Raw genomic sequence first — 25,828 nt, 5'->3', positions numbered from 1 at the left:
CTCGTCGGCATTTTGAAGGCCTCCGCGAATGCGGGGGCCTTTCACTTTCCGGGGCCGTATTGACCTGTTTCCATCGCTTGCATTATTCTTGTTCTCTAATAAGGAACTTAGGTTCCGTTTTATGGAACAAGCATGAGTATTCTTGACGGCGTCCAGCGCGTGCTCTCGCTCTATGCGGAAGGCGCGGCCGAATTGAGCTTCACGGAGGTCGCGGCGCGGCTGTCCATGCCCAAAAGCACGGCGTCGCGCCTGTTGAACCAGATGCAGAACTACGGCCTGCTCGACCAGGACGCGGCCACGCGCCGCTACCGCCCCGGTGCGCTGCTGGCGCAGGCAGTGCGCGCCGGCATGGCCGCCACGCCGCTGGACGAAGCCTGCCGCGGCGTGCTGGCCCGCTTGTCCGACCACAGCGGGTTGACCGCCTATCTCTCCACGCTCAACCAGCGTGAAACCGTCGTGCTGCAACGCTTGAATGGCTCGCACCCCGTGCAGGTGTTGTCGCCGCCCGGCTCGCGCCGTGCCGCGTCCGGCACCGCGATGGGGCGCGCGCTGCTGTCGCGCCTGACCGATGCCGAATTCGAGGCGCTGTATGGCGCCGACCCCGCCCAGCCACTGCCCGTCGAAGGGCGCGACTGCCCGGCCACCGTGGGCGACCTGGCACGCCTGGTGGCGCAGACGCGCGCCGACCATTGCGGGGTCGCCATCGACCAGGCGATGCCCGGCATCGGCGCCGTGGCCGCCGCCGTGCGCGACCCGGCCACCGGCGAGCTGCGCGGGCTATGCCTGTCGTTCGTCTCCTTCCAGGCCGACGCGGCGCGCGTGGCCGTGCTGCGCGAATCGGTTCTGCAGCAGGTGGGCGCGCTGGGCCGCGAGTTGAACGATCCCTACTGGCTGAACTGACCGCCTGAATTCACGGCGCTGGCCGCAATGCGCCGCGCCCAGAACCCTTACCCCTTCGGACTCTGACTTCCATGAACCTTCTGCTCCTCAGCAATTCCAGCAGCGACGCCGGCTATCTGGTGCACGCCATGCCGGACATCCGCGAACTGATTGAATCCCTGCCGCAAGGCGCGCCGGCCGTGTTCGTGCCGTACGCCGGGGTCACGCGCAACTGGGACGACTACACGGCGCTGGTCTCGTCCGCGCTGGCCGACACGGGGCTGGCCATCCAGGGCCTGCATACGGCCGAAGATCCCGTTGCCGCGCTGGAGGCCGCGTCGGTCATCATCGTCGGCGGCGGCAACACGTTCAATCTGCTGGGCCAGCTGCGCCGCCAGGGCCTGCTCGAGGTCGTGACGCGCCGTGTGCGCGCGGGTGCGGCCTATCTGGGCTGGAGCGCGGGCTCCAACCTGACGTGTCCCACCATCTGCACGACGAACGACATGCCCATCACCGACCCGCAAGGCTTTGATGCATTGGGCCTGTTGTCCTTCCAGATCAATCCGCATTACACCAACGCGCACCCTCCGGGCCACCGCGGCGAAACGCGCGCCCAGCGTCTGGCCGAGTTCTGCACGCTGAATCCGGCCATGCCGGTGCTCGGCCTGCCCGAAGGCGCCGGTCTGCGCGTGCGCGGCCACAAGATCGCGCTGGTCGGTCCGCACGATGCGCCGCTCTTCCTGGGGCGCGAAGAACCGCGCATGTTCCGTCCCGGCCCCGTGGAAATCCCGGCATGAAGCAGGTCATCGACGTTATCGAATTGCTGTCGTCCGCGCACGTCACGGGCGAGTCCGTGGCGCAGGTGCTGCGCGACGCCGGCCATTGCGAAGTGCAGGTCACGCACCTGGAGCGTGACGGTCTTGCCACCGACTTCCTGTCCATCGTGATTCCCGGCGCGGATGCCTCGGCCCCGCAATTGGGCATCGTGGGCCGCTTGGGCGGCATCGGCGCGCGCCCAGCGGTGACGGGCCTGGTGTCCGACAGCGACGGCGCCGTCGTCGCAATCGCCGCCGCGCTCAAGCTGATGGCGATGGCGCAGCAGGGCGACGTACTGCCCGGCACGGTCCGCATCCGCACGCACATCTGCCCGCGCGCCGGCACGCGGCCGCATCATCCGGTGCCGATGATGCGCTCGCCGTTCCCCATGCGCGAAATGATGTCGCACGAGGTGGATCCGCGCATGGACGCGATCCTGTCGGTGGACACCACGCGCGGCAACCGCCTGGTCAACAAGCGCGGCGTGGCGCTGACCCCGGTGGCCAAGCAGGGCTACCTGCTGCGCATCCCCGAAACCATGCTCGACGTCATGGGCTGGGTCAGCGGTGAGCTGCCGGTCACGCTGCCGTTGACCACCCAGGACATCACGCCCTACGAAAACGGCTTGTGGCACGTCAATTCGCTGATGCAGCCGGCTATCGTCACGGACGCGCCGGTCGTCGGCGTGGCGTTGACCGCGCAGACCACCGTGCCCGGTTGCGCCACCGGCGTCACCAACGCCGTGGACGCGGACGTCGCCATGCGCTTCTGCATCGAGATCGCCAAGTTGTACGGCGAGCGCGCCATGACCTTCTTCGACGACGCCGAGTGGCACGCGCTGCAGGCCCGTTACGGCTCGATGGCGCACTTGCAGACCGTGGGCCGCGAAGACGGAGCCGCGCAATGAGCGCCCGCACACCGCGCCGCGTCGCGTTCTTCACGATCGGTCAATCGCCGCGCAGCGACGTCGTGCCCGAGATGGCGCCCGTGCTGGGCGCCCACGTGCGCATCGACGAGTTCGGCGCGCTGGACGGCCTGGATGCCGAAGGGCTGGCCGCGCTGGCGCCACGGCCCCGCGAATACCGCTTTGCCACGCGCCTGCGCGACGGTTCCCAGATCGAACTGGACGCCGCGGCCGCCGAGGCCCGGCTGGCGCACGTGATGCGAGAGGCCGACGGGCAGGGGTACGACGCGCTGGTGCCGCTGTGCACCGGCACGGCCATCGCGCCCATGCGCACGCTGGTGGTGGAGCCGCAGCAGGTCGTGGACCACCTTGTTGCTGGCCTTGCGCAGCACTGCCGCAAGGTCGGGCTGGTCGTTCCGCTTGAGGCCCAGGTCGACGCTTTTCACATGGCCGTGCCGCTGGAATGCGAAACGCAGGTCGTGCACGCCTCGCCCTACGAGGCCGACGCGCAGCAGGCCGCCCGCAACTTCGAGGCGGCCGGGCGCGAACTGGCGTCCTGCGACCTGATCGTCATGCACTGCATGGGCTACGCGCAGCGCATGCGCGATGCCGTGGCGCAGGCGTCGGGGCGACCCGTGCTGCTGTCCAACCGCCTGGTGGCCCAGGCCCTGGCACAAATACTGGAATAACGCCGCCGGACGCAATCCCGAAGCTCTGGCCGCACGGACTCGCGCGGCCGGTTCGGGCGAGCGGCGAGAGGAGACGAAGCCGACTTCGTCAATCAACTGTTGGGAGTTTTTTCATGATCAGCCGTACCCTGCACCGCGCCGCTGGCGCACTGTTCGCCGTTGCCGCGCTCTCGGCTGCCCCGGCCCATGCCGCCGACGCCTGGAAGCCTGCCAAACCCGTGCGCCTGCTCGTGGGCTTTGCGCCGGGCGGTTCGGCCGACACGCTGGCCCGCCTGCTGGCCGAGCCGCTGTCGGCCCGCCTGGGCCAACCCGTCGTGGTCGAGAACCTGGCCGGCGCCGGCGGCAACATCATGGCGTACCGCCTGAGCCAGGCGCCCGCCGACGGCTACACCATCGGCATCGCCGCCGCCGGTTCCATGGCCATCACCCATGTCCTGAACCCCCAGGGCACGAACTACAAGCCCACCGACTTCACGCCCATCACGCTGGCTGCCGTGCAGCCCAATGTGGTCATCGTCAACAAGGACGTGCCTGCCAATAACCTGGCCGAACTGAAGGAATACTTCCAGAAGACGCCGACGGCCACTTACGGCACCGCGGGCGTGGGCATCTCGAACCACCTGATCGCCGAGACCATGCTGTACAAGCTGGGCGTGAAAGTGCCGCACGCCGCCTACCGCGGCGCCGCGCCGGTCATCACCGACCTGCTCGGCGGCCACATCGCCATGACGATGGACAACATCTCGACCGCCGCGCCGCTGGCTTCGCAAGGCAAGGTCAAGGCGATTGCCGTCGCCTCGATCAAGCGCGCCGCCCAGTTGCCCAACGTGCCGACGCTGGACGAGCAGGGCCTGAAGGGCTTTGACATGCCGACGTGGCAAGGTGTCTTCGCGCCCGCCGGTCTGCCCGCTGACGTGCTGGCCGCCTATTACGCCGCGCTGCAGGACGTGCTGAAGCAACCGGCACTCGTCGAGAAGATGGCTGGCCTGGGTTCGGAGCCGGTCACCGGCATGACGCCCGAGAAGTTCAGCGCATTCCTGGACAACGACCGCAAGCAATGGGCGGACATCGTCAAGGCCGCGAACATCAGCCTGGAGCAGTAATGCGCGGGTGGCGGCTTCAGTCGCCATGGTCGCGAAAGTCGCCATAGAGCAAAACGCCGGACCCTTTCGGGACTGGCGTTTTTTTTGATGCGTGGCGCCGGATAAGCCGGCGCGCGTTAATGCAAGCCGGGGTATCCAAGATGCCCGGTCAGGCTGGCATGCGCGCCGCGATTTCGGCGATAAGCCGGCGTGCGGCGTCCAGCTTGTTGCCGGCAGGCAGCGGGTGGGTGCCTTGGGCATCGAACAGCACCAGCTCTGTGGTGTCGGCGTCCATTACCTTGTGCGCCAGATTGCCCACCAGCAGCGGAATGCCCTTGCGCGTGCGCTTGGCTTCAGCGTGCTCGGCCAGCTTTTCGGTTTCGGCGGCAAAGCCGACGCACCACGGGCCGTTCTCAAGCTTGGCCACTTCGGCCAGGATGTCCGGATTGGGTTCGAATTCCATCACCGGCGCGCCGCCGCCTTCGCTGGTTTTCTTGAGCTTTTGCGTGCTGACGTTTTTCACGCGCCAGTCGGCCACGGCGGCCACGGCAATGAAGATGTCCGCGTCGCCCACGCTGGCCATGACGGCGTCGTGCATCTGGCGGGCGGTCATGACAGGCAGGGCGGTCACGCCGCGAGGAATGGGCAGGAAGGTCGCGCCAGTGATCAGCGTGACGCGGGCACCGGCTTCGCGCGCGGCGCGCGCCAGCGCGTAGCCCGTCTTGCCGGATGACCGGTTGCTCAGCACGCGCACCGGATCCACGGGTTCGGACGTGGGGCCGGCGGTCAGCAGCACGTGGCGGCCGGCAAGCAGCTTGGGCTGAAAGAAGGCGATCAGGTCGGTCAGGAGCTCATGCGCTTCCAGCATCCGGCCATCGCCGGTCTCGCCGCAGGCCTGTTCGCCCGCTGCGGGTCCCAGCACCGTGACGCCGTCGCCGCGAAGGGTTTCGACGTTGCGCTGTGTGGCCGGGTTGGCCCACATCTCGCGATTCATGGCGGGCGCCACCAGCAGCGGACAGGCACGCGCCAGACACAGCGTGGACAGCAGGTCGTCGGCCAGTCCGTGCGCCACCTTTGCCATGAAGTCGGCGCTGGCGGGGGCGATCAGCACGGCGTCCGCGCCGCGCGTCAGGTCGATGTGCGCCATGTTGTTGGGCACCCGGGCGTCCCAGGCGTCCACAAACACGGGGCGGCCCGACAGCGCCTGCATGGTGACGGGCGTGATGAAGTGCGTGGCCGCCTCGGTCATCACCACGTCCACCGTGGCGCCTTGTTCGGTCAGGCGCCGCACCAGCTCGGCGATTTTGTAGCAGGCGATGCCCCCGGTCAGGCCGAGGACGATGCGTTTGCGGGCGAGATCGAGCATGAGGGCAGGGCGGCGGGTTCAGCGCCGTGTAATCGAGGAATTGAAAGGGATTTTATTCTGCATTGCGGCAACGCGCCGTTCGTCATGGATTAGAGGGGGCATCAATGCAGACGAAAACCGCTGGAAACGAAAGGGGGGCAACATGCCCCCCTTTTGTCATGCTTGCGGCTTGCGGGCGCGCAGCAGTTCGTCCAGCACCAGCAGCACCGCGCCGCAGGTGATGCCGACGTCGGCCAGGTTGAAGGCAGGGAACTGCCAGTCGTTCCAGTAGAAGAGCAGAAAGTCCACCACGTGGCCATACACCACGCGGTCGATGACGTTGCCGATGGCGCCGCCCAGGATCAGCGTCAGCGCCAGGCAAAAGCGCGGCTGGCCGTGCGTGCGGCGCAGCATCCAGACGATGACCACCGCCGCCACGCAACCAAGGCCGGTGAAGAGCCAGCGCTGCCAGCCTTCTTCGGAGGCCAGGAAGCTGAAGGCTGCCCCGCGGTTGAACACCAGCGTGAAGTCAAAGAAAGGCAGGATGTTGACGCGCTCGCCGTACTGGAAGGCCGTGTTGAAGTAGATCTTGGTCAACTGGTCCAGCACGATGATCAGCAAGGCCAGCGCCAGCCAGCCGCCCACGCGCGCCGGCGCGGCGCGGGCGGGGGCGGCGTCCGTCACCCCGTGTTCGGAGGGGCGGGTCATGTTCAAGCCTTGTCGCGGGCTTCGCCCGAGCCGAACAGGTTGGACACGCAGCGGCCGCAGATCTCGGGATGATCGGCGTCCTGGCCCACGTCAAGGCGCCAGTGCCAGCAGCGTTCGCACTTCTTGTGCGCCGACGGCGTGACCTCGATGCGGGTTTCGCCTTCGCCAGCGTGCACGGTGGCGCGCGAGACGATCAGCACGAAACGCAGGTCGTCGCCCAGGCTGGCCAGCAATTGCTGGTCTTCGCCGTTGGCGTACAGGTCGACCTCGGCTTGCAGCGACGAACCGATGTCGCCCGCCGTGCGCACTTCTTCCAGCTTGCGCTGGACCTCGGCGCGGATGGCGCGCAGGCGCGCCCACTTGGCGGTCAGCGTCTCGGCGTCGGCAAACGGCGGCAGCACGTGATAGACCTCGGTGAAGATCGTCGTGCGGGCCGCATCGGCCTGGTTCTTCAGTGCCGAGGCCGCCAGCTCCTTCCAGGCCTCTTCGGCCGTGAACGACAGGATGGGCGCCATCAGCTTGAGCAGCGTCTGCGTCACATCCAGCAGGGCCGTCTGCGCCGAGCGGCGCGCGCGGCTGTCCGGCGCGGACGTGTACAGGCGGTCCTTCAGGATGTCCAGATAGAACGCGCCCAGGTCTTCGGAGCAGAAGGTCTGCAGGCGCGAGACGGCCGGATGGAAATCGTAGCGCTCGTAGTTCGCTTGGACTTCCGCCTGCATCTGCGCCGTCATGGCGAGCGCGTAGCGGTCGATCTCGAAGAGCTCGCCGTAGGGCACCGATTGCGACACGGCGTCGAAGTCGGCCAGGTTGGCCAGCAGGAAGCGCAGCGTGTTGCGGATGCGGCGATAGCCTTCCACGACGCGCTTGAGGATTTCGTCCGAGATGGAGAGCTCGCCGGAATAATCGGTGGACGCGACCCACAGGCGCAGGATTTCGGCGCCCAGGGAATCGGACACCTTCTGCGGGGCAATCACGTTGCCGACCGACTTGCTCATCTTGCGGCCCTGGCCGTCCACCACGAAGCCGTGCGTCAGCAGGGCCTTGTAGGGCGGCTGGCCGTAGAGCATGCAGCCGGTGAGCAGCGACGAATGGAACCAGCCGCGATGCTGGTCCGAGCCTTCCAGGTAGAGGTCGGCGGGCCAGCCGAGTTCGGCGCCGTGCGAGCCGGCGAATTCGCCGTCCTTGCCGCCCAGCACCGTGGCGTGCGTGCTGCCCGAATCGAACCACACGTCGAGCGTGTCGCGGTTCTTTTCGTACTGGTCGGCTTCGTCGCCCAGAAGCTCGCGGGGATCGAGCGCCTGCCAGGCTTCGATGCCGCCTTGTTCCACGCGCTGCGCCACCTGTTCAAGCAGCTCGGACGTGCGCGGATGCAGCTCGCCGGTTTCCTTGTGGACGAAGAACGCCATCGGCACGCCCCACTGGCGCTGACGCGACAGGGTCCAGTCCGGGCGGTTGGCGATCATGGCATGCAGGCGGGCGCGGCCCCAGGCAGGGTAGAACGCCGTGGCGTCGATGCCGGCCAGCGCCGTTTCGCGCAGGGTCGGGTTGCCGTCCTTGGGCGCGACGTCCATGCCGGCGAACCATTGGCTGGTCGCGCGGTAGATGATGGGCGTCTTGTGGCGCCAGCAGTGCATGTAGCTGTGCTTGTGCTTTTCGACGTGCATCAGCGCGCCGGCTTCCTTGAGGGCCTCGACGATCTTGGGATTCGCGTCCCAGATCGACAGGCCGCCAAAGAGCGCCAGACTCTCGACGTACTTGCCGTCGCCCATGACCGGGCTGATGAAGTCGGTGTCCTTCATGCCGTGCTCCTTGCACGACATGAAGTCCTCGATACCGTAGGCAGGCGCCGAGTGCACCACGCCAGTGCCGGAGTCGGCCGTGACGTAGTCGCCCAGGTAGACGGGCGCCTTGCGGTCGTAGGCGGCGTTGAACTGCGCCAGCGGGTGGCGGAATTCAATGCCCGACAGCGCCTGACCAGGCGCCGTGGCGATGACTTCGCCTTCGAGCGCCCAGGACTTCAGGCAGTCTTCGACGCGTTCCTTGGCGATGAGCAGAAGGGGGCCGAACTTGGGCGGGGTTTCGGACGTGACCCGCACCAGCGCGTATTCGATTTCCGGATGCACGTTCAGCGCCTGGTTGGACGGGATGGTCCAGGGCGTGGTCGTCCAGATCACGATGGCGCCGTCTTCGACCGATTCCAGGCCGAAGGCCTTGGCCAGTTTGGCGGGTTCGGCAAACGGGAAGGCCACGTCGACAGCCGGGTCCACGCGATCGGCGTATTCCACCTCGGCTTCGGCAAGCGCCGAACCGCAGTCGAAACACCAGTTCACGGGCTTTAAGCCGCGGAACACATAGCCCTTGTCCAGGATACGGCCCAAGGCGCGGATCTCGTCGGCCTCGTTGCTGTAGTTCATCGTCATGTACGGACGATCCCATTCGCCCAGCACGCCCAGGCGCTTGAAGTCCTTGCGCTGGCGGTCGATCTGCTCGAGCGCGTAGGCCCGTGCCTTGGACTGCACTTCCGCCACGGGCAGGTGCTTGCCGTACTTCTTTTCGATCTGGATCTCGATGGGCATGCCGTGGCAGTCCCAGCCCGGCACGTAGTGCGCGTCGTAGCCGGCCATGTTGCGGCTCTTGACGATGATGTCCTTCAGGATCTTGTTGACCGCGTGGCCGATGTGAATGTCGCCGTTCGCATAGGGCGGGCCGTCATGCAGGACGAAGCGGGGCCGGCCGCGGCTGGCCGCACGGATCGCCTGGTAGACGTGGTTTTCCTCCCATTGCGCAATCCAGGCGGGCTCGCGCTTGGCGAGGTCGCCCCGCATGGGGAAGGGAGTATCGGGCAGGTTGAGGGTCTTTTTATAGTCCATGAACGGCAAAATAGGCGCGCGCGTTTCGCGCGTCTTCGGCGATGGCGGCAGTCAGGGAAGGGAGATCAGGAAATTTTTCTTCGTCCCGCAGCTTTTGCAGGAATTCGACGCGTACGAGTTTACCGTATGCGTTGACGGTCTCATCGAGCAAGTGTGACTCAAGCAGCACTCTGCCGCGGTCTTCGACCGTCGGCCGCACGCCCAGGCTTGCCACCGCAGGCAGCGCGCGGTCGGCCAACCCGTGAACCTGCACCACGTAGATGCCCGAACGCGCGGCGCATCTTTCCGCCACCCGGAGGTTCATCGTGGGATAGCCCAGGGTCCGGCCAAGCTTCTGGCCATGGATGACGTGGCCGCTGATATGGAAGGGGTGTCCCAGCAGATGACGGGCGCGCTCCAGGTCGCCCACCGCCAGCGCGGTGCGGACCTCGGAGCTGGAAATGCGGTGGCCTTGGCGGTCCGTGACATCGGCCAGCGTCTGGACCTCGAAACCATGCACCATGCCGGCCTCGCGCAGCAGATCGATGTCGCCGCTGCGCTTGTGCCCGAAACGGAAGTCCTCGCCCACCAGCAGCCATTTGGTCTGCAAGCCCTGCACCAGCAGGTGTTCGATGAAGGCATTGGCCGACATTTCGGCCAGCCGGGCATTGAATCGCTCGACCACGACCTGCGTGATGCCGTAGCGTGCCAGCGCGGCCAGCTTGTCGCGCAGCCCGGATATGCGGGTCGGCGCCAGCTCCGGACGCTGGTTCAGGGTGGCGAAATACTCCCGCGGGTGCGGTTCGAAGGTCATCACGGCCGGCGTAAGTCCGCGTTCGCGGGCCACCTGGCAGACGCGGGCAAGCATGGCCTGGTGGCCGCGATGCACGCCGTCGAAATTGCCGATCGTCAGCGCGCAAGGGGCGCGCCGGTCGGGCGGGGGCAGGGATCGGTAGATACGCAGCGATGGTTTCACGAGCGAGAGTTTACAATTTTGGATTACGGGTTTGTTCGTATCCCGCCAGCGTCCTCTCGCGCCGGCGCTTCCGCGCTGCGCGCGCGGGCCCTTTTCCGATTCCGGATCACGGGGGCGGACCCGCCCGATTTCCCTTGGAATTCTTCATCTTGCCGGAAATATCTTCTATCAAGCGCCGCCTCGTCATCCTGATCTCGGGACGGGGCAGCAACATGCAGGCGCTGGCCGAGGCCTGCCGCGACGAATCCTGGCCAGCGGAAATTGCCGCTGTCATCGCCAGCCGTCCCGACGCCGCCGGCCTCGAATGGGCCGCCGGGCAGGGTATCCCCACGGCCGCCCTGTATCACAAGGACTACGCCAGCCGCGAAGCCTTCGACACCGCGCTGGCTGCCGAAATCGACCGGTACGAGCCCGACTACGTCATCCTGGCCGGATTCATGCGGGTGCTCACGCCCGGTTTCGTGAATCACTACGCCGGCCGCCTGGTCAACATCCATCCTTCCTTGCTGCCCGCGTTTCCGGGGCTGCATACGCACGCCCAGGCCCTGGCGACGGGCGTGCGAGTGCATGGCTGCACCGTGCACTTCGTCACCCCGGTCCTGGACCACGGCCCCATCATTGCCCAGGGTTGCGTGCCGGTTCTGGCCGGCGACACCCCGGAGTTGCTGGCCGAGCGCGTGCTGGCCGTCGAACACCAGGCTTTTCCGGCTGCCGTTCGCTGGCTGGCCGAAGGCCGGGTTACCCTGACAAACGATCACCGCGTGGCCGTCCAGGGCGACCCCGTGCGCCTTTTTTCCTGGACGCCGACCGTCTGAACGGCCTGAAAAGCATTTATTGGGCGCGAGCGCCTGCGCCCCACTGGACTACACCATGACCAAACCCCAATCCCCGCGTTCCCGGCTGGCCGGCTCCTTCGGCGCCGCCACGGAAGGCCGCGACGGCCGATCCTTCTTCTCCCGCCCCAAGGGCGACGCCCGCAAGCCGGCGCCCCGCGACCGGTCCGAATCCGGCGACCGCGCCCGTGACGATCGCGGTGGCGATCGCGGCGGCTACGGCCAGGAGCGCGGCGAAGCTCGCGGTGGCGACCGCAATTCGTACGGCCAGGATCGCCGCGAAGGCCAGGGCCGCCCGGATTCGCGCTCGTCCTTCGGCGGGCCGCGTGGCGAAGCCCGCGGTGGCGACCGCAATTCGTACGGCCAGGATCGCCGCGAAGGCCAGGGACGCCCGGATTCGCGCTCGTCCTTTGGCGGCCCGCGTGGCGAAGGCCGCGGCGGCGACCGCAATTCGTACGGCCAGGACCGCCGCGAAGGCCAGGGCCGCCCGGATTCGCGCTCGTCCTTCGGCGGCCCGCGCGGCGAAGGCCGCGGCGGCGACCGCAATTCGTATGGCCAAGATCGGCGCGAAGGCCAGGGCCGTCCGGATTCCCGCGCGTCTTTCGGCGGCCCGCGTGGCGAAGGCCGCGGTGGCGACCGCAATTCGTACGGCCAGGACCGCCGCGAAGGCCAGGGCCGCCCGGATTCCCGCTCGTCCTTCGGCGGCCAGCGCGGCGAAGGCCGTGGCGGTGACCGCAATTCGCACGGCCAGGACCGCCGCGAAGGGCAAGGCCGCCCGGATTCCCGTTCCTACGATTCCCGTGCCTCCAGCGGTCCACGTGGCGAATACCGCGGCGGCGATCACGCCCCGCAAAAGCCCCAATCCAACCGCCCGCGCCTCTCGCACGGCGCCATCCGCATCGACCAGGTGCAGCGCGTGCTGGGCGAGATCCTGCAATGGACCTATCCGGCCGACGCTGCGCTGTCGCACTGGCTGCGCCACCACCCGAACCTGGGCGCGCGCGACCGCTCCGAAGTCGCAGAGGCCGTTTATGACGTGCTGCGTCACCTTCGCCGCTACCGCCAGTACGCGGAAAGCGGCGTCGGCCCCGCTTCGCGCCGCCTGGCCATCCTGGGTCTGAATGCCACGGTGGGCGCAGAACCCCTGCAAGAGGGCATGGACGCGGCCGAAGCCGAATGGCTGCAGCGCGTGTCGCGCATCGACGTGGCAACCTTGCCCCGCGCCGTGCGCGGCAGCATTCCCGATTGGCTGGACGAGCGTCTGAGCGCCATGGAAAGCCCGGACACGCTGGTCGAGGCCTTGAACCGCCAGGCCAGCCTGGACCTGCGCGTGAACCCGCTCAAGACCGAGCGCGATGCCATGCTGGCCGAACTGCAGCAAAGCGCGGGCCGCTATGAGCCGACGGCGATGCCTTTTTCGCCGTGGGGCATCCGCATGCAAGGGCGGCCCGCCATCAACCGGTGGCCCCAATTCGAGAACGGCAGCATCGAAGTCCAGGACGAAGGCAGCCAGTTGCTCGCGCTCCTGGTTGCTCCCCGGCGCGGTGAGATGATCATCGATTTCTGCGCGGGCGCGGGCGGCAAGACGCTGCTTCTAGGCGCGCTGATGCGTTCGACCGGCCGTCTGTACGCCTTTGATGTTTCGGCGGCCCGGCTGGCGCGCGCCAAGCCGCGTTTTGCGCGCAGCGGCCTGTCGAATGTCGTGCCGGTGGTGATCGACAATGAAAACGATGCGCGCGTGAAGCGCCTGGCAGGCAAGGCGCAGCGCGTGCTGGTCGATGCGCCCTGCAGTGGCATCGGCACCCTGCGCCGCAATCCGGACCTGAAATGGCGTCAGCACCCCGAGGCGCTGGCTGAACTGGGCCAGCTTCAAGAGCGCATCCTGAACAGCGCGGCGCGCTGCGTCGCGCCCGGCGGGCGCCTGGTCTACGCCACGTGCAGCCTGTTGGCCGAAGAGAACGAAGTCCAGGCCGACCGGTTCCTCGCCAGCCATCCGGATTTCGAACGCGTGGACGCCGCCGAAATCCTGGGCGCCCGGTGCGAGACCTTGAAGCTGGAAGGTCCTTACGTGCAGTTGCGCCCGGACGTGCACGGCACCGACGGGTTCTTTGCCGCCGTGTTCGAGCGCAAGAAGAAGGCAGCGGCTTCCGGTGCCGCTGAAGCTTCGGAAAGCGCCGAAGACGCCAAGGAGGCGGAGTTTGCCGAACCGGTTGTCGCCGAGGAAGCCGTCGCCGAAACGGCCTTACAGGAGGAAGCCGGCGTCAAGGACCCGGTGTGACCCCTACCGTCGCGCTGTAGCGGCGGGTTCCGATCGTCTTGTTCTGGTACTTCACTTCCCAGGACAGGGTGTCGGAGCCCGGCCGGTCGGCCTGGTAGACCACCTGCGCCACCGGCACCGACTTGTAGGCGCAGCGCCCGGAATCGTTGGATTGCCCGCGCGTCTGCAGGATGCTGGCCTTGCCCAGCGTCGGCATCTGGGTGATCGCGACGCGCGGCGCCCGCAACGCCAGGCAGTCCGAACCCCGGATCTCGTAGTAAGAGGCCAGGACGGCAACGTCCCCGGACTTCAGCGTTTGCGCCTGGGCAGAGGCCGAAAACCCCACGCCAAGCGTGGCGAGGGCGATGAAAAAACGGTGACGCATTAGATTCAGGGGCATTAGTGGGACAAAAGAGACAGTTTTGGGGCGCGACGGCGGGCAGTGTGCACGGCTATCGTGGCGTCTTCAAGACGGCGGGCTTGCCTGACTGGAACTTTAATCGCCAAATGTAGCCAAAACCCGGTGCCGTTGCGAAAGTCGCAGCTCTCCCTCCCGGGGGGCGTGGACACCGGAATGGCGCCATTGAAGGCTCTGCGTGCGCCCAAAGCGCCGCGAGCGCGGCTTTTTTGGTCAAAACCGCGGCTTAGTCCTTGATTTCTCTCAATAACTATTTTGAAACTAGATTGTCATCAGACGGCTAAGGTAAGCTAAACTTTCAGCCACTTCTCATGCGAGGCTCATAACAGCTTTATGGATTACATCCTCTCCTTCATTGCCGGCGGCCTGACCCAAGCGACTTGGTGGCAGATCGTCGTTTTCACTTTGGTCGTGACGCACATCACGATTGTTGCGGTCACGGTTTTTCTCCATCGCAGCCAAGCGCACCGCGGTCTGGATCTTCATCCGGCTGTCATGCACTTCTTCCGCTTCTGGCTCTGGATGACGACCGGCATGGTCACCAAGGAATGGGTGGCCATTCACCGCAAGCATCACGCCAAATGCGAAAAAGAAGGTGACCCGCACTCGCCCATGCTGTTCGGCATCTGGAAGGTGCTGTTCCGCGGCGCGGAGCTGTACCGCGAAGAGTCGAACAACAAGGAAACCATGGCCAAGTTCGGCCACGGCACGCCTGACGACTGGCTCGAGCGCAACGTCTACAGCAAGCACAGCCTGTGGGGCGTGCTGACCATGCTCGCCATCGACATCGCCCTGTTCGGCGCCATCGGCGTCACCGTCTGGGCTGTCCAGATGGCCTGGATCCCCTTCTGGGCAGCCGGCGTCGTCAACGGCATCGGCCACTTCTGGGGCTACCGCAACTACAACAGCCCGGACACCAGCACCAACGTGTTCCCGTGGGGCATCGTGATCGGCGGCGAAGAGCTGCACAACAACCACCATGCCCACGGCACGTCCGCCAAGTTCTCGGCCAAGTGGTATGAGTTCGACATCGGCTGGTGCTACATCAACATCCTGAAGTTCTTCGGCCTGGCCAAGATCAAGAAGGTTGCGCCCAAGCTCAAGCTGGACGACTCCCGCACGGGCATCGACCTGCGCACGCTGCAAGGCGTGATCACGCACCGCTACGAAGTCATGGCCCGCTATGCGGACGTGATCAAGAGCGCCGCCCGCGAAGAGCTGGCCAAGCTGAAGGCCTCGCGCCAGGAAGGCAACGCCGAGTGCGGCTACACCAAGCTGCACAGCGTGCGCCGTGCCATCCACCGCAACGAAGAAATCCTGCAGCCCGAGCAACTGGCTGCCGTGGACAAGGCCATTGCCCAGAACAAGTCGCTGTCGACGCTGGTTCAGATGCGCCGTGAACTCGGCCGCATCTGGGAAAGCTCCAGCGCCAGCAGCGAACAACTTCTTCATGACCTGCAGGCCTGGTGCCAGCGCGCCCAGCAAAGCGGCATCGCTGGGCTTGAGCAGTTCGCTCAACATCTGCGCCGCTACGCGGCATGATGCTAGAGAAGCTCAATCCTGAACAACGCGCCGCAGTAACGTTAGAACCGCAGCACGCCCTGGTCTTGGCCGGGGCGGGCAGCGGCAAGACCCGGGTGCTCACCACCCGCATGGCCTGGCTGATTCAAACCGGCCAGGCTTCGCCTTTTGGGCTTCTGGCGGTCACGTTCACCAACAAGGCAGCCCGCGAGATGCTGGCGCGCATGTCGGCCATCCTGCCGATCGATACGCGCGGCCTCTGGATCGGCACGTTCCACGGCCTTTGCAACCGCATGCTGCGCGCGCATCACCGCGACGCCGGCCTGCCGCAGAGCTTTCAGATCCTGGACGTCACGGACCAGCTTGCGGCCATCAAGCGCCTCATGAAGGCCAACGGCGTGGACGACGAAAAGTACCCGCCCCGCGATGTGCAGCGCTTCATCAACGGCGCCAAGGAAGAGGGCCTGCGCCCCGCCGACGTCGAAGCCTACGACGCGCACCGCCGCCGCCTGATCGAGATCTACCAGCTCTACGAAGCGCAGTGCCAACGCGAAGGCGTGGTCGACTTTGCCGAGCTGCTCCTGCGCGCCTATGAGCTGCTGTCGCGCAACGCGCCCGTGCGCGAGCACTACCAGCGCCGGTTCCGCCACATCCTCGTCGACGAGTTCCAGGACACCAACACGCTGCAGTACAAGTGGCTTCGCCTGCTGGCGGGCGGTGGCGCGGCCATCTTCGCCGTGGGCGACGACGACCAGTCCATCTACGCCTTCCGCGGCGCCAACGTCGGCAACATGGCTGACTTCGAGCGCGACTATGCGCATGGCACCGTGATCCGCCTGGAGCAAAACTACCGCTCGTACGGTCATATCCTGGATTCGGCCAACGCGCTCATCGGCCACAACTCGGGACGCCTGGGCAAGAATCTCTGGACCGACCAGGGCGAGGGCGAACCGGTGCGCGTCATCGAGCAGCCGTCCGATGGCATGGAAGCGCAGTGGATCGTGGACGAGATCCGTTCCCTTATCCATGAAGGCAGCGACCGCCGGGAAATCGCCGTGCTGTATCGCAGCAACGCGCAGTCGCGCGTCATCGAGCACGCCATTTTCTCGGCCGGCATCCCGTACAAGGTGTATGGCGGTCTGCGCTTTTTTGAGCGCCAGGAAATCAAGCACGCGCTGGCCTACCTGCGCCTGATGGCCAATCCGCACGACGATACGTCGTGGATGCGGGTGGTCAATTTCCCGACGCGCGGGATCGGGGCACGTACGCTCGAACAACTGGCCGATGCCGCACGCGAGCACGACACCAGCCTGTATGGCGCGGTAGCGCGGGTTGCGGGCAAGGGCGGATCCAATCTGGCCCAGTTCGCGCAGCTGATTCATCGGCTCATCGAAGAAACCCGCGAGCTGCCGCTGCCCGAAATGGTCGAGCACATGCTCGAGGCCAGCGGCCTGAACGCCCATTACAAGGCCGAGCGCGAAGGCGCCGAACGGCTGGAAAACCTGAACGAACTCATCACGGCCGCGGCGGTGTTTGCGTCCGAGGAAAACTACGACGGCATGCCCGCCGGCCAGGTGCCCGACGGTGACACGTCCTCCACGCTCATGCCGGGTGTGGTGGACGCGCCTGCGGTTGCAAGCGACAACCTGACGCCCCTGGCCGCGTTCCTGTCGCATGCGGCGCTCGAGGCCGGCGACAACCAGGCCCAGCAAGGCCAGGATGCCGTCCAGCTCATGACGGTGCATGCCGCCAAGGGCCTGGAATTCGACGCCGTGTTCATCACCGGCCTGGAGGAAGGGCTGTTCCCGCACGAGAACAGCATCCTCGAGCCGGCCGGCCTGGAAGAAGAACGCCGCCTCATGTACGTGGCGATCACGCGCGCGCGGCAGCGCCTGTACATCAGCCTGGCGCAAAGCCGGATGCTGCATGGCCAGACGCGATACGCCATGCGCTCGCGCTTTCTGGATGAAATTCCCGAGCAGCACCTGAAGTGGCTGACCCCCAAGGCCGGGCTGGCCCCGGTCAGCGCGACAGGTGCAGGGTGGGGCGGCGGCAACCGTGGCGATGCCTTTGGCCGCAAGCCGACCAACACCATTGCGCCGCGTCAACCCCGCGGTGTCGCTACCGGCGTCACGGTGGGCGACAAGCAGTATCGTGTGGGGCAGGGTGTGCGTCACGCGCGTTTCGGCGACGGCACGATCATCGGCCTGAGCGGCGCGGGACAGGACGCCCAGGCGGAAATCCACTTCCGCGATGTCGGCGCCAAGACCTTGGCGCTTGGCATCGCCAAGCTCGACATTGTTCAGGGTTGACACATATGGCCAACAACGATTCCCCCAAAGCCGAGCTGGCGTCCCTGCGCGCCGAAGTCGACGAGATCGACCAGCAGATCATGCTGCTGCTGGGTGTGCGGTTCCGTTGCACGGACATGATCGGCGAACTGAAAACCAACCACGGGATGGATCTGGTGGACCCCAGGCGCGAGGCCCAGCAGGTCGAGCGCATCCGGCGCCTGGCACTGGAAGCCGGCGTGCCGCCCGATCTGGCCGAGACCATCCTGCGCGAAGTGATCGACACCGTGATCGACAACCACACCCGCCTGCGCGAGCGTCCTTACTCGTGACCGCAGGCGCGCGCCCGAGGCCTGTCAAGGCAAGTGCGCGGTTATAGGCCAGCCGAAAACAGCTAGCCCAAAAAAACCGGCCCCAATTCGGGGCCGGTTTCTATTTGAAGCCCGCTTAAATGTGGGCCACTTCTTTTGGGTCAGGCTTCGCTCTGGTCGATCTCTTCCAGCGAGCCCTGCAGCTCCAGCCACTGCTCTTCCAGTTCCCCCATGCGCTTGCCGTGTTCGCCGTGGTCCGCCATGACCTTCTGGCGTTCGGCGCGACGCGCGTCGGAATACAGGTCCGGATCGGCGATCACCGCGTCCAGGGCCGCGAGTTTGCTCCGCAGTTTTTCCATCTCGGATTCCACCTTGGCCAGCTTGGACTCCAGCGGCTTGCGCAGGGCGGACAGGCGTTGCCGCTGTTCGGCTTCGGCGCGGCGCTGCGCCTTGCGATCGACGACGGGGTCACTGCCGTTTTCGGCGCTTTCCCGTGCCTCGGCGCGTTCGTCCGCATTGCGCGCGGCCAGCCAGTCGCGGTAGTCCTCCAGGTCGCCGTCGAACTCCCGCACCGCGCCGTCCGCCACGATCCAGAAACTGTCCACGGTAGTGCGCAGCAGATGGCGATCGTGCGACACGAGCAGCATGCTGCCGCCGAAGTCTGCCAGGGCGGTGGCCAAGGCCTCGCGCGTCTCGACGTCCAAGTGGTTGCTGGGCTCGTCCAGCAGCAGCAGGTTGGGTTTTTGCCAGACGATGAGCGACAGCGCCAGGCGCGCCTTTTCGCCGCCCGACATCGGGCCGACCTTGCTGGTGACGGTATCGCCCGAGAAACCGAAACCGCCCAGGTAATTGCGCAGTTCCTGCTCGCGCGCCTCGGGCGCCAGGCGGGCCAGGTGCGCGATTGGCGTGCTGTCCACGTCCAGCATGTCGAGCTGGTGCTGGTGGAAGTATCCGATCGCCAGACCGCGCGAGGCGCGGCGCTCGCCGGCCTGCACGGGCAGTTCCTCGGCCAGGGTCTTGATCAGTGTGCTCTTGCCGGCGCCGTTGGCGCCCAGCACGCCCACGCGGCTGCCCGCGCGAACCATCAGCGTCACATCGCGCAGGATGGGCACGGCATTGCCCTCGGCGTCCGTGTAGCCCGCCGACAGATGCTCAAGCGTCAGCAGCGGATCCGGCACCTGGTCGGGTGAGGGGATGCGAATGTCGATGCCGGCTTCCGCTTGCAGCGGCGCCAGCACCTGCATGCGCGCCAACGCCTTCACGCGGCTCTGCGCCTGCTTGGCCTTGGACGCCTTGGCCTTGAAGCGGTCGATGAAGCCTTGCAGGCGGGCCGCCTCGCGTGTCTGGCGGTCGTAGGCGATGCTGGACTGGCGCAGGCGCTCGGCGCGCTGCGTCAGGAAGTCGCCATAGCCGCCGCGATACCGCGTCAGCTTGGCATGGTCGAAATGCAGGATCGACCGCGCGACCGCGTCCAGGAATTCGGTGTCGTGGGAGATCAGCATGACGGTGCCTTCATAGGCGGCCAGCCATTTCTCCAGCCACAGCATCGCGTCCAGATCCAGGTGGTTGGTGGGTTCGTCCAGCAGCAACAGCTCGGACGGAGCCATCAGCGCGCGGGCCAGCGCAAGGCGCATGCGCCAGCCGCCCGAAAAGCTCTCGACCGGTTGCGTCCATTCGGCGGGCTTGAAGCCCAGGCCGGCCAGGAGTTGCTCGGCACGGGAGGCCGCGCTCCAGGCGCCGGCTTCTACCAGCGCGGCTTCCACTTCGGCGATCTGCGTGCCCTGGTCGTCGGACAGCGCCGCGCGCTGCGCCTGCAATGCGCGCAGATGCGTGTCGCCGTCGATCACGAACTCGCGGGCAGGGCGGTCGTCCGCGTGCAGTTCCTGCTCGACGCTGGCGATGCGCCAACCGGCGGGCAGCGACAAGGTGCCGGCGTCTGCGTCCAGCGCGCCGGTCAGCAGCGCGAACAGCGAGGACTTGCCCGCGCCGTTCTTGCCCACGATGCCTACCCGTTCCCCCGGGTTCACGACAAATTCGGCGCCGTCCAGCAGCACTTTCGTGCCGCGGCGCAGGGTCAATCCGTTGGCGCGTATCACAGGCTCAGTTGCTCGCGGGTAAGCAGCAGCAGCTGGTCCGAGGCTTCCTCGGTGTCCAGCCAGACGGGCGACAGCTGCGGGAAGGCGGCCTCGAAGAAATCGCGCTCATGGCCGATTTCAAGCACCAACACGCCGTTCTCCGACAGGTATTGCGGGGCGGCTTGCAGGATGCGGCGCACGAGGTCCATGCCGTCGTCGCCGCCGGCAAGCGCCAGTTGCGGTTCGTGCAGGTATTCCTGCGGCAGAGCGCGCATCGAGCCGCTGTTCACGTAGGGCGGATTGCAGACGATCACGTCATATTCGCGCGCGGGCAGGGCATCAAAGAGGTTGCTTTCGTGCAGGTCCAGGCGGTCGGCAAGCCCGTAGTCGTCGACGTTGCGGCGCGCGACTTCCAGGGCGTCGGGGGACACATCCACCGCGTCCACGTGCGCGTACGGGAAGGCCAGCGCCGCCAGGATCGCCAGGCAGCCGGAGCCGGTGCACATGTCCAGCACGTTTTCCACGGCCAGCGCATCCTGCACCCACGGCGACAGCCCCTCGTCCAGCAGCTCGGCGATCGGCGAGCGCGGCACGATCACGCGCTTGTCCACGTAGAACCGGTGGCCGCGAAGCCAGGCTTCGTTCGTCAGGTACGCGGCGGGCACGCGCTCGGCCACGCGACGGTCCAGCAGGTCCAGCACACGCTCGCGCTCTTCGCGCACGACGCGCGCATCCAGGAACGGATCCAGCGTGTCCAGCGGCAGGTGCAGCGCGTGCAGGGTCAGGTAGACCGCCTCGTCCCAGGCATTGTCGCTGCCATGTCCCAGCGACACCTGGGCGCCGTTCAGGCGCGAAACGCCGTAGCGGATCAGGTCGCGCACGGTCTGCAGTTCGTCGCGGGAGGTTGCGTTCGTATCAGGCATTCAAATCACAGTCCCAGGGGGAAAACGGAAAAACGCCCCCTGAAAGGGGGCTGGAAAGCGTGCGCGGCGGGACTGGCGTCCCGCCGGCGCGGGCATCATGCGGGCAGCAGCAGGTTTTCCAGCGTGCGCCGATAGATGTTCTTGAGCGGTTCCAGCGAGGCGACCTCGATGCGCTCATTGACCTTGTGGATCGTGGCGTTGCCGGGGCCGAACTCGATGACTTGCGGGCAGATCTTGGCGATGAAGCGGCCGTCCGACGTGCCGCCGGTGGTCGACAGCTCGGCGGTCACGCCGGTTTCCGCGTGGATCGCCTGCACCAGCGCGTCGGTCAAGGATCCGCGCGGGGTCAGGAAGGGCTCGCCGCCCAATTCCCAATCCAGCTCGTACTCCAGGCCGTGCTTGTCCAGCACGGCGTGAACCTGCTGCTTCAGGCCTTCAGGCGTGCTGGCCGTGGAAAAGCGGAAATTGAACAACGCCACGGCCTCGCCGGGCACGACGTTGGTCGCGCCCGTTCCCGAGTTCAGGTTGGACACCTGGAACGTCGTGGGCGGGAAATACTCGTTGCCCTGGTCCCATTCAATGCTGACGATCTCGGCCAGCGCCGGCGCAAGCTGGTGAACAGGGTTGCGCGCCAGGTGCGGGTAGGCCACGTGCCCCTGGATGCCCTTGACCGTGAGCTTGCCCGACAAGGAGCCGCGGCGGCCGTTCTTGCAGGTGTCGCCCAGCACATCGCCCGACGTGGGCTCGCCCACGATGCAGTAATCCAGCTGCTCGCCGCGCGCCTTGAGCGCGTCGCACACGATGGCGGTGCCATCGATGGACGGGCCTTCCTCGTCGGACGTGATCAACAGGGCGATCGAGCCGTCATGCTGCGGGTGGGCCGCCACGAATTCCTCGGCCGCCACCACAAAGGCGGCGATCGAGCTCTTCATGTCGGCCGCCCCGCGGCCGTACAGCCAGCCGTCGCGTTCCGTGGGAACGAAGGGATCGCTGTTCCACTTCTCGCGCGGGCCCGGGGGCACCACGTCGGTGTGGCCGGCAAACACCGTCAGCGGCGCGGCGCTGCCGCGCCGGGCCCACAGATTGGTGACGCCGCCCTGCGCGATGGTCTCGCAGGTAAAGCCGATGCGTTCGAGCCGGGCGGCAATCGCCGCCTGGCAGTCTTCGTCCGCGGGCGTGACGGAGGGACGGGCGATCAGGTCCTTGACCAGATCCAGTACGGCCGAATTGCTCATCAAGCCCTCAGCAGGTCGTTGATGCTGGTCTTGGCGCGGGTCTGCGCGTCGACACGCTTGACGATCACGGCGCAGGCCAGGCTGTGCGTGCCGTCGGCCGAGGGCAGCGAGCCCGGCACCACGACCGAACCCGAGGGCACGCGGCCGTAGGTGATCTTGCCGGTGGCGCGATCGTAGATCTTGGTGCTTTGCGACAGGAACACGCCCATGGCCAGCACCGAGTTCTCTTCGACCACCACGCCTTCCACGACTTCGGAGCGCGCGCCAATGAAGCAGTTGTCTTCGATGATGGTGGGGTTGGCCTGCAGCGGCTCAAGCACGCCGCCAATGCCCACGCCACCCGACAGGTGGACGTTCTTGCCGATCTGGGCGCACGAGCCGACGGTGGCCCAGGTGTCGACCATCGTGCCTTCGTCGACGTAGGCGCCGATGTTCACATAAGAGGGCATCAGCACCACGTTGCGGGCGATGAACGAGCCGCGGCGGGCCACGGCCGGCGGCACCACGCGATAGCCGCCTTGCTTGAACGCGTTGTCGCCGAATTCCGAGAACTTGAGCGGCACCTTGTCGTAGAACTGCAGCGGCGCCTGGCCCATGATGGCGTTTTCGTTCAGGCGGAAGGACAGCAGCACGGCCTTCTTGATCCACTGGTGCACGACCCAGTCGTCATTGATCTTCTCGGCCACGCGCAGGCGGCCCAGGTCCAGCCCGTCGATGGTGTGCTCAACGGCTTCGCGCACTTCGGCGCTGGCGTCGGTGGGCGACAGGTTGGCCCGGTTCTCCCAGGCTTGTTCAATGGTGGTCTGCAGGTCGAGAGTCATAGCGGCTCAGCTTTTAAAGGTTGGTCAAACAGAATTATGTACAAAATGGGCGATGCGCTCGGCCGCCTGCACGCAGTCGGCCAAGGGCGCCACCAGGGCGATGCGGATGCGTCCCTGGCCCGGATTCATGCCGTGCGCCTCGCGCGCGAGGAAGCTGCCTGGCAGCACGGTAACACCGGTACGGCCATAGAGGTCGCGCACGAACGCCGTATCGGAACCGGGCGTTGCCGCCCACAAATAAAACGAAGCCTGCGGCCGCGACACATCCAGCACCTTTTGCAGGATGTGCAGCACCGCGTCGAATTTCTCGCGGTACTGGCGGCGGTTTTCCTTCACGTGCGCCTCATCCGTCCACGCGGCAATGCTGGCCGCGGACACGATGGGGCTCATCGCACTGCCATGATACGTGCGATACAGCAGAAACCGGCCGATCAGCGCCGCGTCGCCCGCCACGAAGCCCGACCGCAGGCCCGGCACATTGGACCGCTTGGACAGGCTGGAGAACACCACCAGGTTGCGGTAGTCGTCCCGCCCCAGACGCCGCGCCGCCTGCAAACCGCCCAGCGGGGGATCGCCCTCGTCCAGATAGATCTCGGAATAGCATTCATCCGACGCAATCACGAAACCATGACGGTCCGACAGCTTGAACAGCGTTTCCCACTCTTGCAGCGACATCACGTTGCCGGCAGGGTTGCCCGGCGAGCACACGAACACCAGGCGCGTCTTCTTCCAGATGTCTTCGGGCACCTGGTTCCAGTCGCTGCCGAAATTGCGTACCGGATCGGCGTTGACGAAGTAGGGCGTCGCGCCCGCCAGCAGCGTGGCGCCTTCGTAGATCTGATAGAACGGGTTGGGGCAGATCACCACGGAACCGGCCGCGGGATCGATCACGGTCTGCGTGAACGCAAACAGCGCCTCGCGCGACCCCAGGGCCGGCAGCACTTGCGTTTCGGCATCGGGCGCCGGAATGCTGTAGCGGCGCGACAGCCACTCCGAAATTGCCCGGCGCAGGGCCAGATCGCCCTTCGTGGACGGGTAGACGGAAAGCCCGGCCATGCCGTCGCGAATGGCTTGCGCCACGCGTTCAGGCGCGGCGTGCTTGGGCTCGCCGATCGACAAATTGATGGGCGTAATGCCGTCCGGCTGCGAGCTGGCAGAAGCCAGCAACGCGCGCAATTTTTCGAACGGGTAGGGGTGCAGGGCATCGAGGCGCGGATTCATGACGCAAGATTTTAACAAGCAAGCTACAATAGCGGGCTTGGCCTATTGCGAAGGTGGCGAAATTGGTAGACGCACCAGGTTTAGGTCCTGACGCCGTAACAGGTGTAGGGGTTCGAGTCCCCTCCTTCGCACCATCAAACTTCCCGTGTTTTCAGTGATTTAGGTTTCGGCCCTATCATTTCAGGGATATTTGGCCAAATCTTCCGGCTCAACCCACGTTCCCCCCGAGCCGTCCTCCGTCTTGCCGCCGTCCGCGAATCCGCATCCGGTACTGACGTTTATTGCGCGCCGCTGAACTGCCCGACTGCCAGGCTTGCTTGCCTCGCGTCCATTCCATGGTTCGCGTACACCCGCCCGCCGCCTCAGGGCTCCGCCGCCGCGCCTCACCCACGTCCGACCCGTTCGTGAAAGAACACGACATGATTTCCACACTGATATACCGCAGCCGTGCTGTCGACACCATGAATGCGCAGGATCTGAGCGATCTGTTGACGCCCGCCCGGGCGCGCAACGCCGCATTGGACGTGACCGGCATCATGCTCTTTGACGGTGTGCACTTCGTGCAGCTGCTGGAAGGGCCCGATGAAGCGGTATCGCACCTTTTCGATTCGATACGGCGCGACGACGCCCACAAGAACGTCGTGCTGCTGATGCAGGACCAGGGGCCGGCCCGCCGGTTCGGTGGTGATGCGATGGCCTTGCTTGATCTGCGCGAGCTCGACCCGCAAGCGGTGTCCTCACGCATTCTTGCCAAAATGACAGTTTCCGCCCGGCTGGCGCGTGGAGACGACCGGGTCGTGAAGATCCTGGGCTGGTATGCCGCCGCGCGGGGGACCGATCATATCGTCGAGGGCGAGGATGCTGCCCGCTGGCGGTTTGCGGCGAGCGGCGCGGCTGCGATCCATGAAGACCCCGCAGCGCCCGCCCGCGCGTATCCCTTTGCACTGCAACCGATCGTCGATCCCATGCGGCGCGAGGTCACATCCTTCGAGTTCCTGATCCGCGGCAGATCCGGAGAATCCCCCGAACAGATGTTCGCCAGTCTCGATCCCGCTCAGCGTTACCGCGTCGATCTGGAATCGAAAGCCGCGGCATTCGAACTGGCGCGGCGGTTGGGTCTGGACAATGTGAAGCTGTCGGTCAACCTGCTGCCGATGTCGCTGATCGAAGACCCGTCGGCGGTCAGCCGCCTGGTGGATCAGATTGCGGCCTGCGATCTCTTGCCGCAGCACGTGATCGTGGAAATCACCGAACAGGAAGCCATTGAGAGCCCGTTCGCCTTCAGGGACGCGATCGCGCGCCTGCGCCGGGCAGGCATCGGGGTCGCGATCGATGATTTCGGGGCAGGGTTCGCGGGCCTGTCGTTGCTGGCCGAATTCCAGCCGGACAAGCTCAAGATCGACCGGCAGCTCATCCAGAACATTCATCTGGACGGCCCCCGCCAGGCGATCGTTTGCGGCATTGCGCGCGCTTGCAGCGCCATGGGCATCACGCCCGTCGCGGAGGGCGTGGAACGGGTCGAGGAATGGTGCTGGCTCCAGGCCGCCGGTTTCGAACGCTTTCAGGGCTATCTGTTCGCAAAGCCCGCCCTGAATGCAGTGCCCGACGTGCGGTGGCCCCAGCGCGTTCAGGCGGATTGACGCTTTTTCGGTGTTGGGACGGCGTTCTCAGCCG

The 25,828-nt window shown here is 66.3% G+C and carries 22 protein-coding genes and 1 tRNA gene; 12 read left to right on the top strand and 11 right to left on the bottom strand.

Features of this window, described 5'->3' with window-relative positions; all coding sequences use genetic code 11:
• Positions 1 to 132 precede the first annotated feature (132 nt).
• The 5 genes from QEP15_RS15310 to QEP15_RS15290 all read left to right on the top strand — a co-directional run bounded on the left by QEP15_RS15310 (position 133) and on the right by QEP15_RS15290 (position 4,391).
• The gene (locus tag QEP15_RS15310) at positions 133 to 900 is read left to right on the top strand and encodes an IclR family transcriptional regulator (protein ID WP_152384781.1); all 768 of its coding nucleotides are present in this window, start codon (positions 133 to 135) and stop codon (positions 898 to 900) included.
• A 71-nt stretch (positions 901 to 971) separates the two neighbouring features.
• Entirely contained in the window at positions 972 to 1,676 is a 705-nt protein-coding gene (gene pepE / locus QEP15_RS15305) for a dipeptidase PepE (RefSeq protein ID WP_062840701.1), read from the top strand.
• Positions 1,673 to 2,602 carry a DUF1177 domain-containing protein gene (locus QEP15_RS15300; RefSeq protein WP_152384779.1) on the top strand — a complete coding sequence of 310 codons (930 nt, stop codon included), beginning with the start codon at positions 1,673 to 1,675 and terminating at the stop codon, positions 2,600 to 2,602. Before pepE ends, QEP15_RS15300 begins: the two co-directional genes overlap by 4 nt.
• Complete coding sequence (locus tag QEP15_RS15295) at positions 2,599 to 3,288, top strand: AroM family protein (protein ID WP_152384778.1); 690 nt, start codon at positions 2,599 to 2,601, stop codon at positions 3,286 to 3,288. The genes QEP15_RS15300 and QEP15_RS15295 overlap by 4 nt, the downstream gene beginning before the upstream one ends.
• 113 nt (positions 3,289 to 3,401) lie before the next feature.
• Positions 3,402 to 4,391: a Bug family tripartite tricarboxylate transporter substrate binding protein gene (locus tag QEP15_RS15290; protein WP_152384777.1), complete on the top strand. Its 990-nt coding sequence runs from the start codon at positions 3,402 to 3,404 to the stop codon at positions 4,389 to 4,391.
• Positions 4,392 to 4,539: 148 nt separating this feature from the next.
• Here QEP15_RS15290 and coaBC read toward each other — a convergent pair whose 3' ends face one another.
• The 4 genes from coaBC to QEP15_RS15270 all read right to left on the bottom strand — a co-directional run bounded on the left by coaBC (position 4,540) and on the right by QEP15_RS15270 (position 10,248).
• Complete coding sequence (gene coaBC / locus QEP15_RS15285; protein WP_056324402.1) at positions 4,540 to 5,736, bottom strand: bifunctional phosphopantothenoylcysteine decarboxylase/phosphopantothenate--cysteine ligase CoaBC; 1,197 nt, start codon at positions 5,734 to 5,736, stop codon at positions 4,540 to 4,542.
• Positions 5,737 to 5,892: 156 nt separating this feature from the next.
• On the bottom strand, positions 5,893 to 6,423 hold the full coding sequence (gene lspA, locus QEP15_RS15280; protein WP_152384776.1) for a signal peptidase II: 531 nt from the start codon (positions 6,421 to 6,423) through the stop codon (positions 5,893 to 5,895).
• A gap of 2 nt (positions 6,424 to 6,425) precedes the next feature.
• A complete protein-coding gene (gene ileS / locus QEP15_RS15275) occupies positions 6,426 to 9,293 on the bottom strand; it encodes an isoleucine--tRNA ligase (RefSeq protein ID WP_063955486.1) in 2,868 nt (955 codons plus the stop codon).
• The gene (locus tag QEP15_RS15270) at positions 9,283 to 10,248 is read right to left on the bottom strand and encodes a bifunctional riboflavin kinase/FAD synthetase (RefSeq protein ID WP_063955488.1); all 966 of its coding nucleotides are present in this window, start codon (positions 10,246 to 10,248) and stop codon (positions 9,283 to 9,285) included. The genes ileS and QEP15_RS15270 overlap by 11 nt, the downstream gene beginning before the upstream one ends.
• A 158-nt stretch (positions 10,249 to 10,406) precedes the next feature.
• Here QEP15_RS15270 and purN point away from each other — a divergent pair, with 158 nt between their 5' ends.
• A complete protein-coding gene (gene purN / locus QEP15_RS15265) occupies positions 10,407 to 11,063 on the top strand; it encodes a phosphoribosylglycinamide formyltransferase (protein ID WP_175155981.1) in 657 nt (218 codons plus the stop codon).
• A 934-nt stretch (positions 11,064 to 11,997) separates the two neighbouring features.
• Entirely contained in the window at positions 11,998 to 13,359 is a 1,362-nt protein-coding gene (locus tag QEP15_RS15260; protein WP_342032965.1) for an RsmB/NOP family class I SAM-dependent RNA methyltransferase, read from the top strand.
• On the opposite strand, the gene QEP15_RS15255 is transcribed toward QEP15_RS15260, so the two are convergent.
• Together QEP15_RS15255 and QEP15_RS25990 are read right to left on the bottom strand one after the other, a co-directional pair.
• On the bottom strand, positions 13,343 to 13,723 hold the full coding sequence (locus tag QEP15_RS15255; protein ID WP_227741253.1) for a hypothetical protein: 381 nt from the start codon (positions 13,721 to 13,723) through the stop codon (positions 13,343 to 13,345). The two genes, QEP15_RS15260 and QEP15_RS15255, sit on opposite strands and share 17 nt — an antisense overlap.
• Before the next feature lie 342 nt (positions 13,724 to 14,065).
• Positions 14,066 to 14,242, bottom strand: coding sequence for a hypothetical protein (locus QEP15_RS25990; protein WP_370458371.1), 177 nt, complete (start codon positions 14,240 to 14,242; stop codon positions 14,066 to 14,068).
• Between QEP15_RS25990 and QEP15_RS15250 the strand changes: the two genes are divergently transcribed.
• From QEP15_RS15250 to QEP15_RS15240, 3 genes are read left to right on the top strand one after another with little or no spacing between them, the layout of a single operon-like run.
• Positions 14,162 to 15,298, top strand: a complete 1,137-nt coding sequence (locus QEP15_RS15250; RefSeq protein ID WP_369818561.1) for a DesA family fatty acid desaturase — start codon at positions 14,162 to 14,164, stop codon at positions 15,296 to 15,298. The genes QEP15_RS25990 and QEP15_RS15250 overlap by 81 nt on opposite strands.
• A complete protein-coding gene (locus tag QEP15_RS15245; RefSeq protein WP_280147662.1) occupies positions 15,295 to 17,589 on the top strand; it encodes a UvrD-helicase domain-containing protein in 2,295 nt (764 codons plus the stop codon). The genes QEP15_RS15250 and QEP15_RS15245 overlap by 4 nt, the downstream gene beginning before the upstream one ends.
• Positions 17,590 to 17,594: 5 nt before the next feature.
• Positions 17,595 to 17,900, top strand: coding sequence for a chorismate mutase (locus QEP15_RS15240; RefSeq protein ID WP_056324424.1), 306 nt, complete (start codon positions 17,595 to 17,597; stop codon positions 17,898 to 17,900).
• A gap of 140 nt (positions 17,901 to 18,040) precedes the next feature.
• On the opposite strand, the gene QEP15_RS15235 is transcribed toward QEP15_RS15240, so the two are convergent.
• From QEP15_RS15235 to dapC, 5 genes are all read right to left on the bottom strand, one after another.
• Positions 18,041 to 19,975, bottom strand: a complete 1,935-nt coding sequence (locus tag QEP15_RS15235) for an ABC-F family ATP-binding cassette domain-containing protein (RefSeq protein WP_175155772.1) — start codon at positions 19,973 to 19,975, stop codon at positions 18,041 to 18,043.
• The gene (gene prmB, locus QEP15_RS15230; RefSeq protein WP_062840710.1) at positions 19,972 to 20,877 is read right to left on the bottom strand and encodes a 50S ribosomal protein L3 N(5)-glutamine methyltransferase; all 906 of its coding nucleotides are present in this window, start codon (positions 20,875 to 20,877) and stop codon (positions 19,972 to 19,974) included. Before prmB ends, QEP15_RS15235 begins: the two co-directional genes overlap by 4 nt.
• Before the next feature lie 95 nt (positions 20,878 to 20,972).
• Positions 20,973 to 22,112, bottom strand: coding sequence for a succinyl-diaminopimelate desuccinylase (gene dapE, locus QEP15_RS15225; RefSeq protein WP_056324429.1), 1,140 nt, complete (start codon positions 22,110 to 22,112; stop codon positions 20,973 to 20,975).
• A complete protein-coding gene (dapD, locus tag QEP15_RS15220; RefSeq protein WP_056324432.1) occupies positions 22,112 to 22,933 on the bottom strand; it encodes a 2,3,4,5-tetrahydropyridine-2,6-dicarboxylate N-succinyltransferase in 822 nt (273 codons plus the stop codon). Before dapD ends, dapE begins: the two co-directional genes overlap by 1 nt.
• Before the next feature lie 24 nt (positions 22,934 to 22,957).
• Positions 22,958 to 24,154 (bottom strand): succinyldiaminopimelate transaminase, encoded by a 1,197-nt coding sequence (dapC, locus tag QEP15_RS15215; RefSeq protein ID WP_280147661.1) that lies wholly within the window; start codon positions 24,152 to 24,154, stop codon positions 22,958 to 22,960.
• 47 nt (positions 24,155 to 24,201) lie between these two features.
• Here dapC and QEP15_RS15210 point away from each other — a divergent pair.
• Positions 24,202 to 24,288 (top strand) — tRNA-Leu (locus QEP15_RS15210).
• A 147-nt stretch (positions 24,289 to 24,435) separates the two neighbouring features.
• On the top strand, positions 24,436 to 25,794 hold the full coding sequence (locus tag QEP15_RS15205) for a diguanylate phosphodiesterase (protein ID WP_254607134.1): 1,359 nt from the start codon (positions 24,436 to 24,438) through the stop codon (positions 25,792 to 25,794).
• The last annotated feature ends 34 nt before the right edge of the window (positions 25,795 to 25,828 follow it).

Source organism: Achromobacter mucicolens, from assembly GCF_029866465.1.
Taxonomy (GTDB): domain Bacteria; phylum Pseudomonadota; class Gammaproteobacteria; order Burkholderiales; family Burkholderiaceae_B; genus Achromobacter; species Achromobacter mucicolens.
This window is presented reverse-complemented; position numbering and strand designations above follow the sequence as displayed.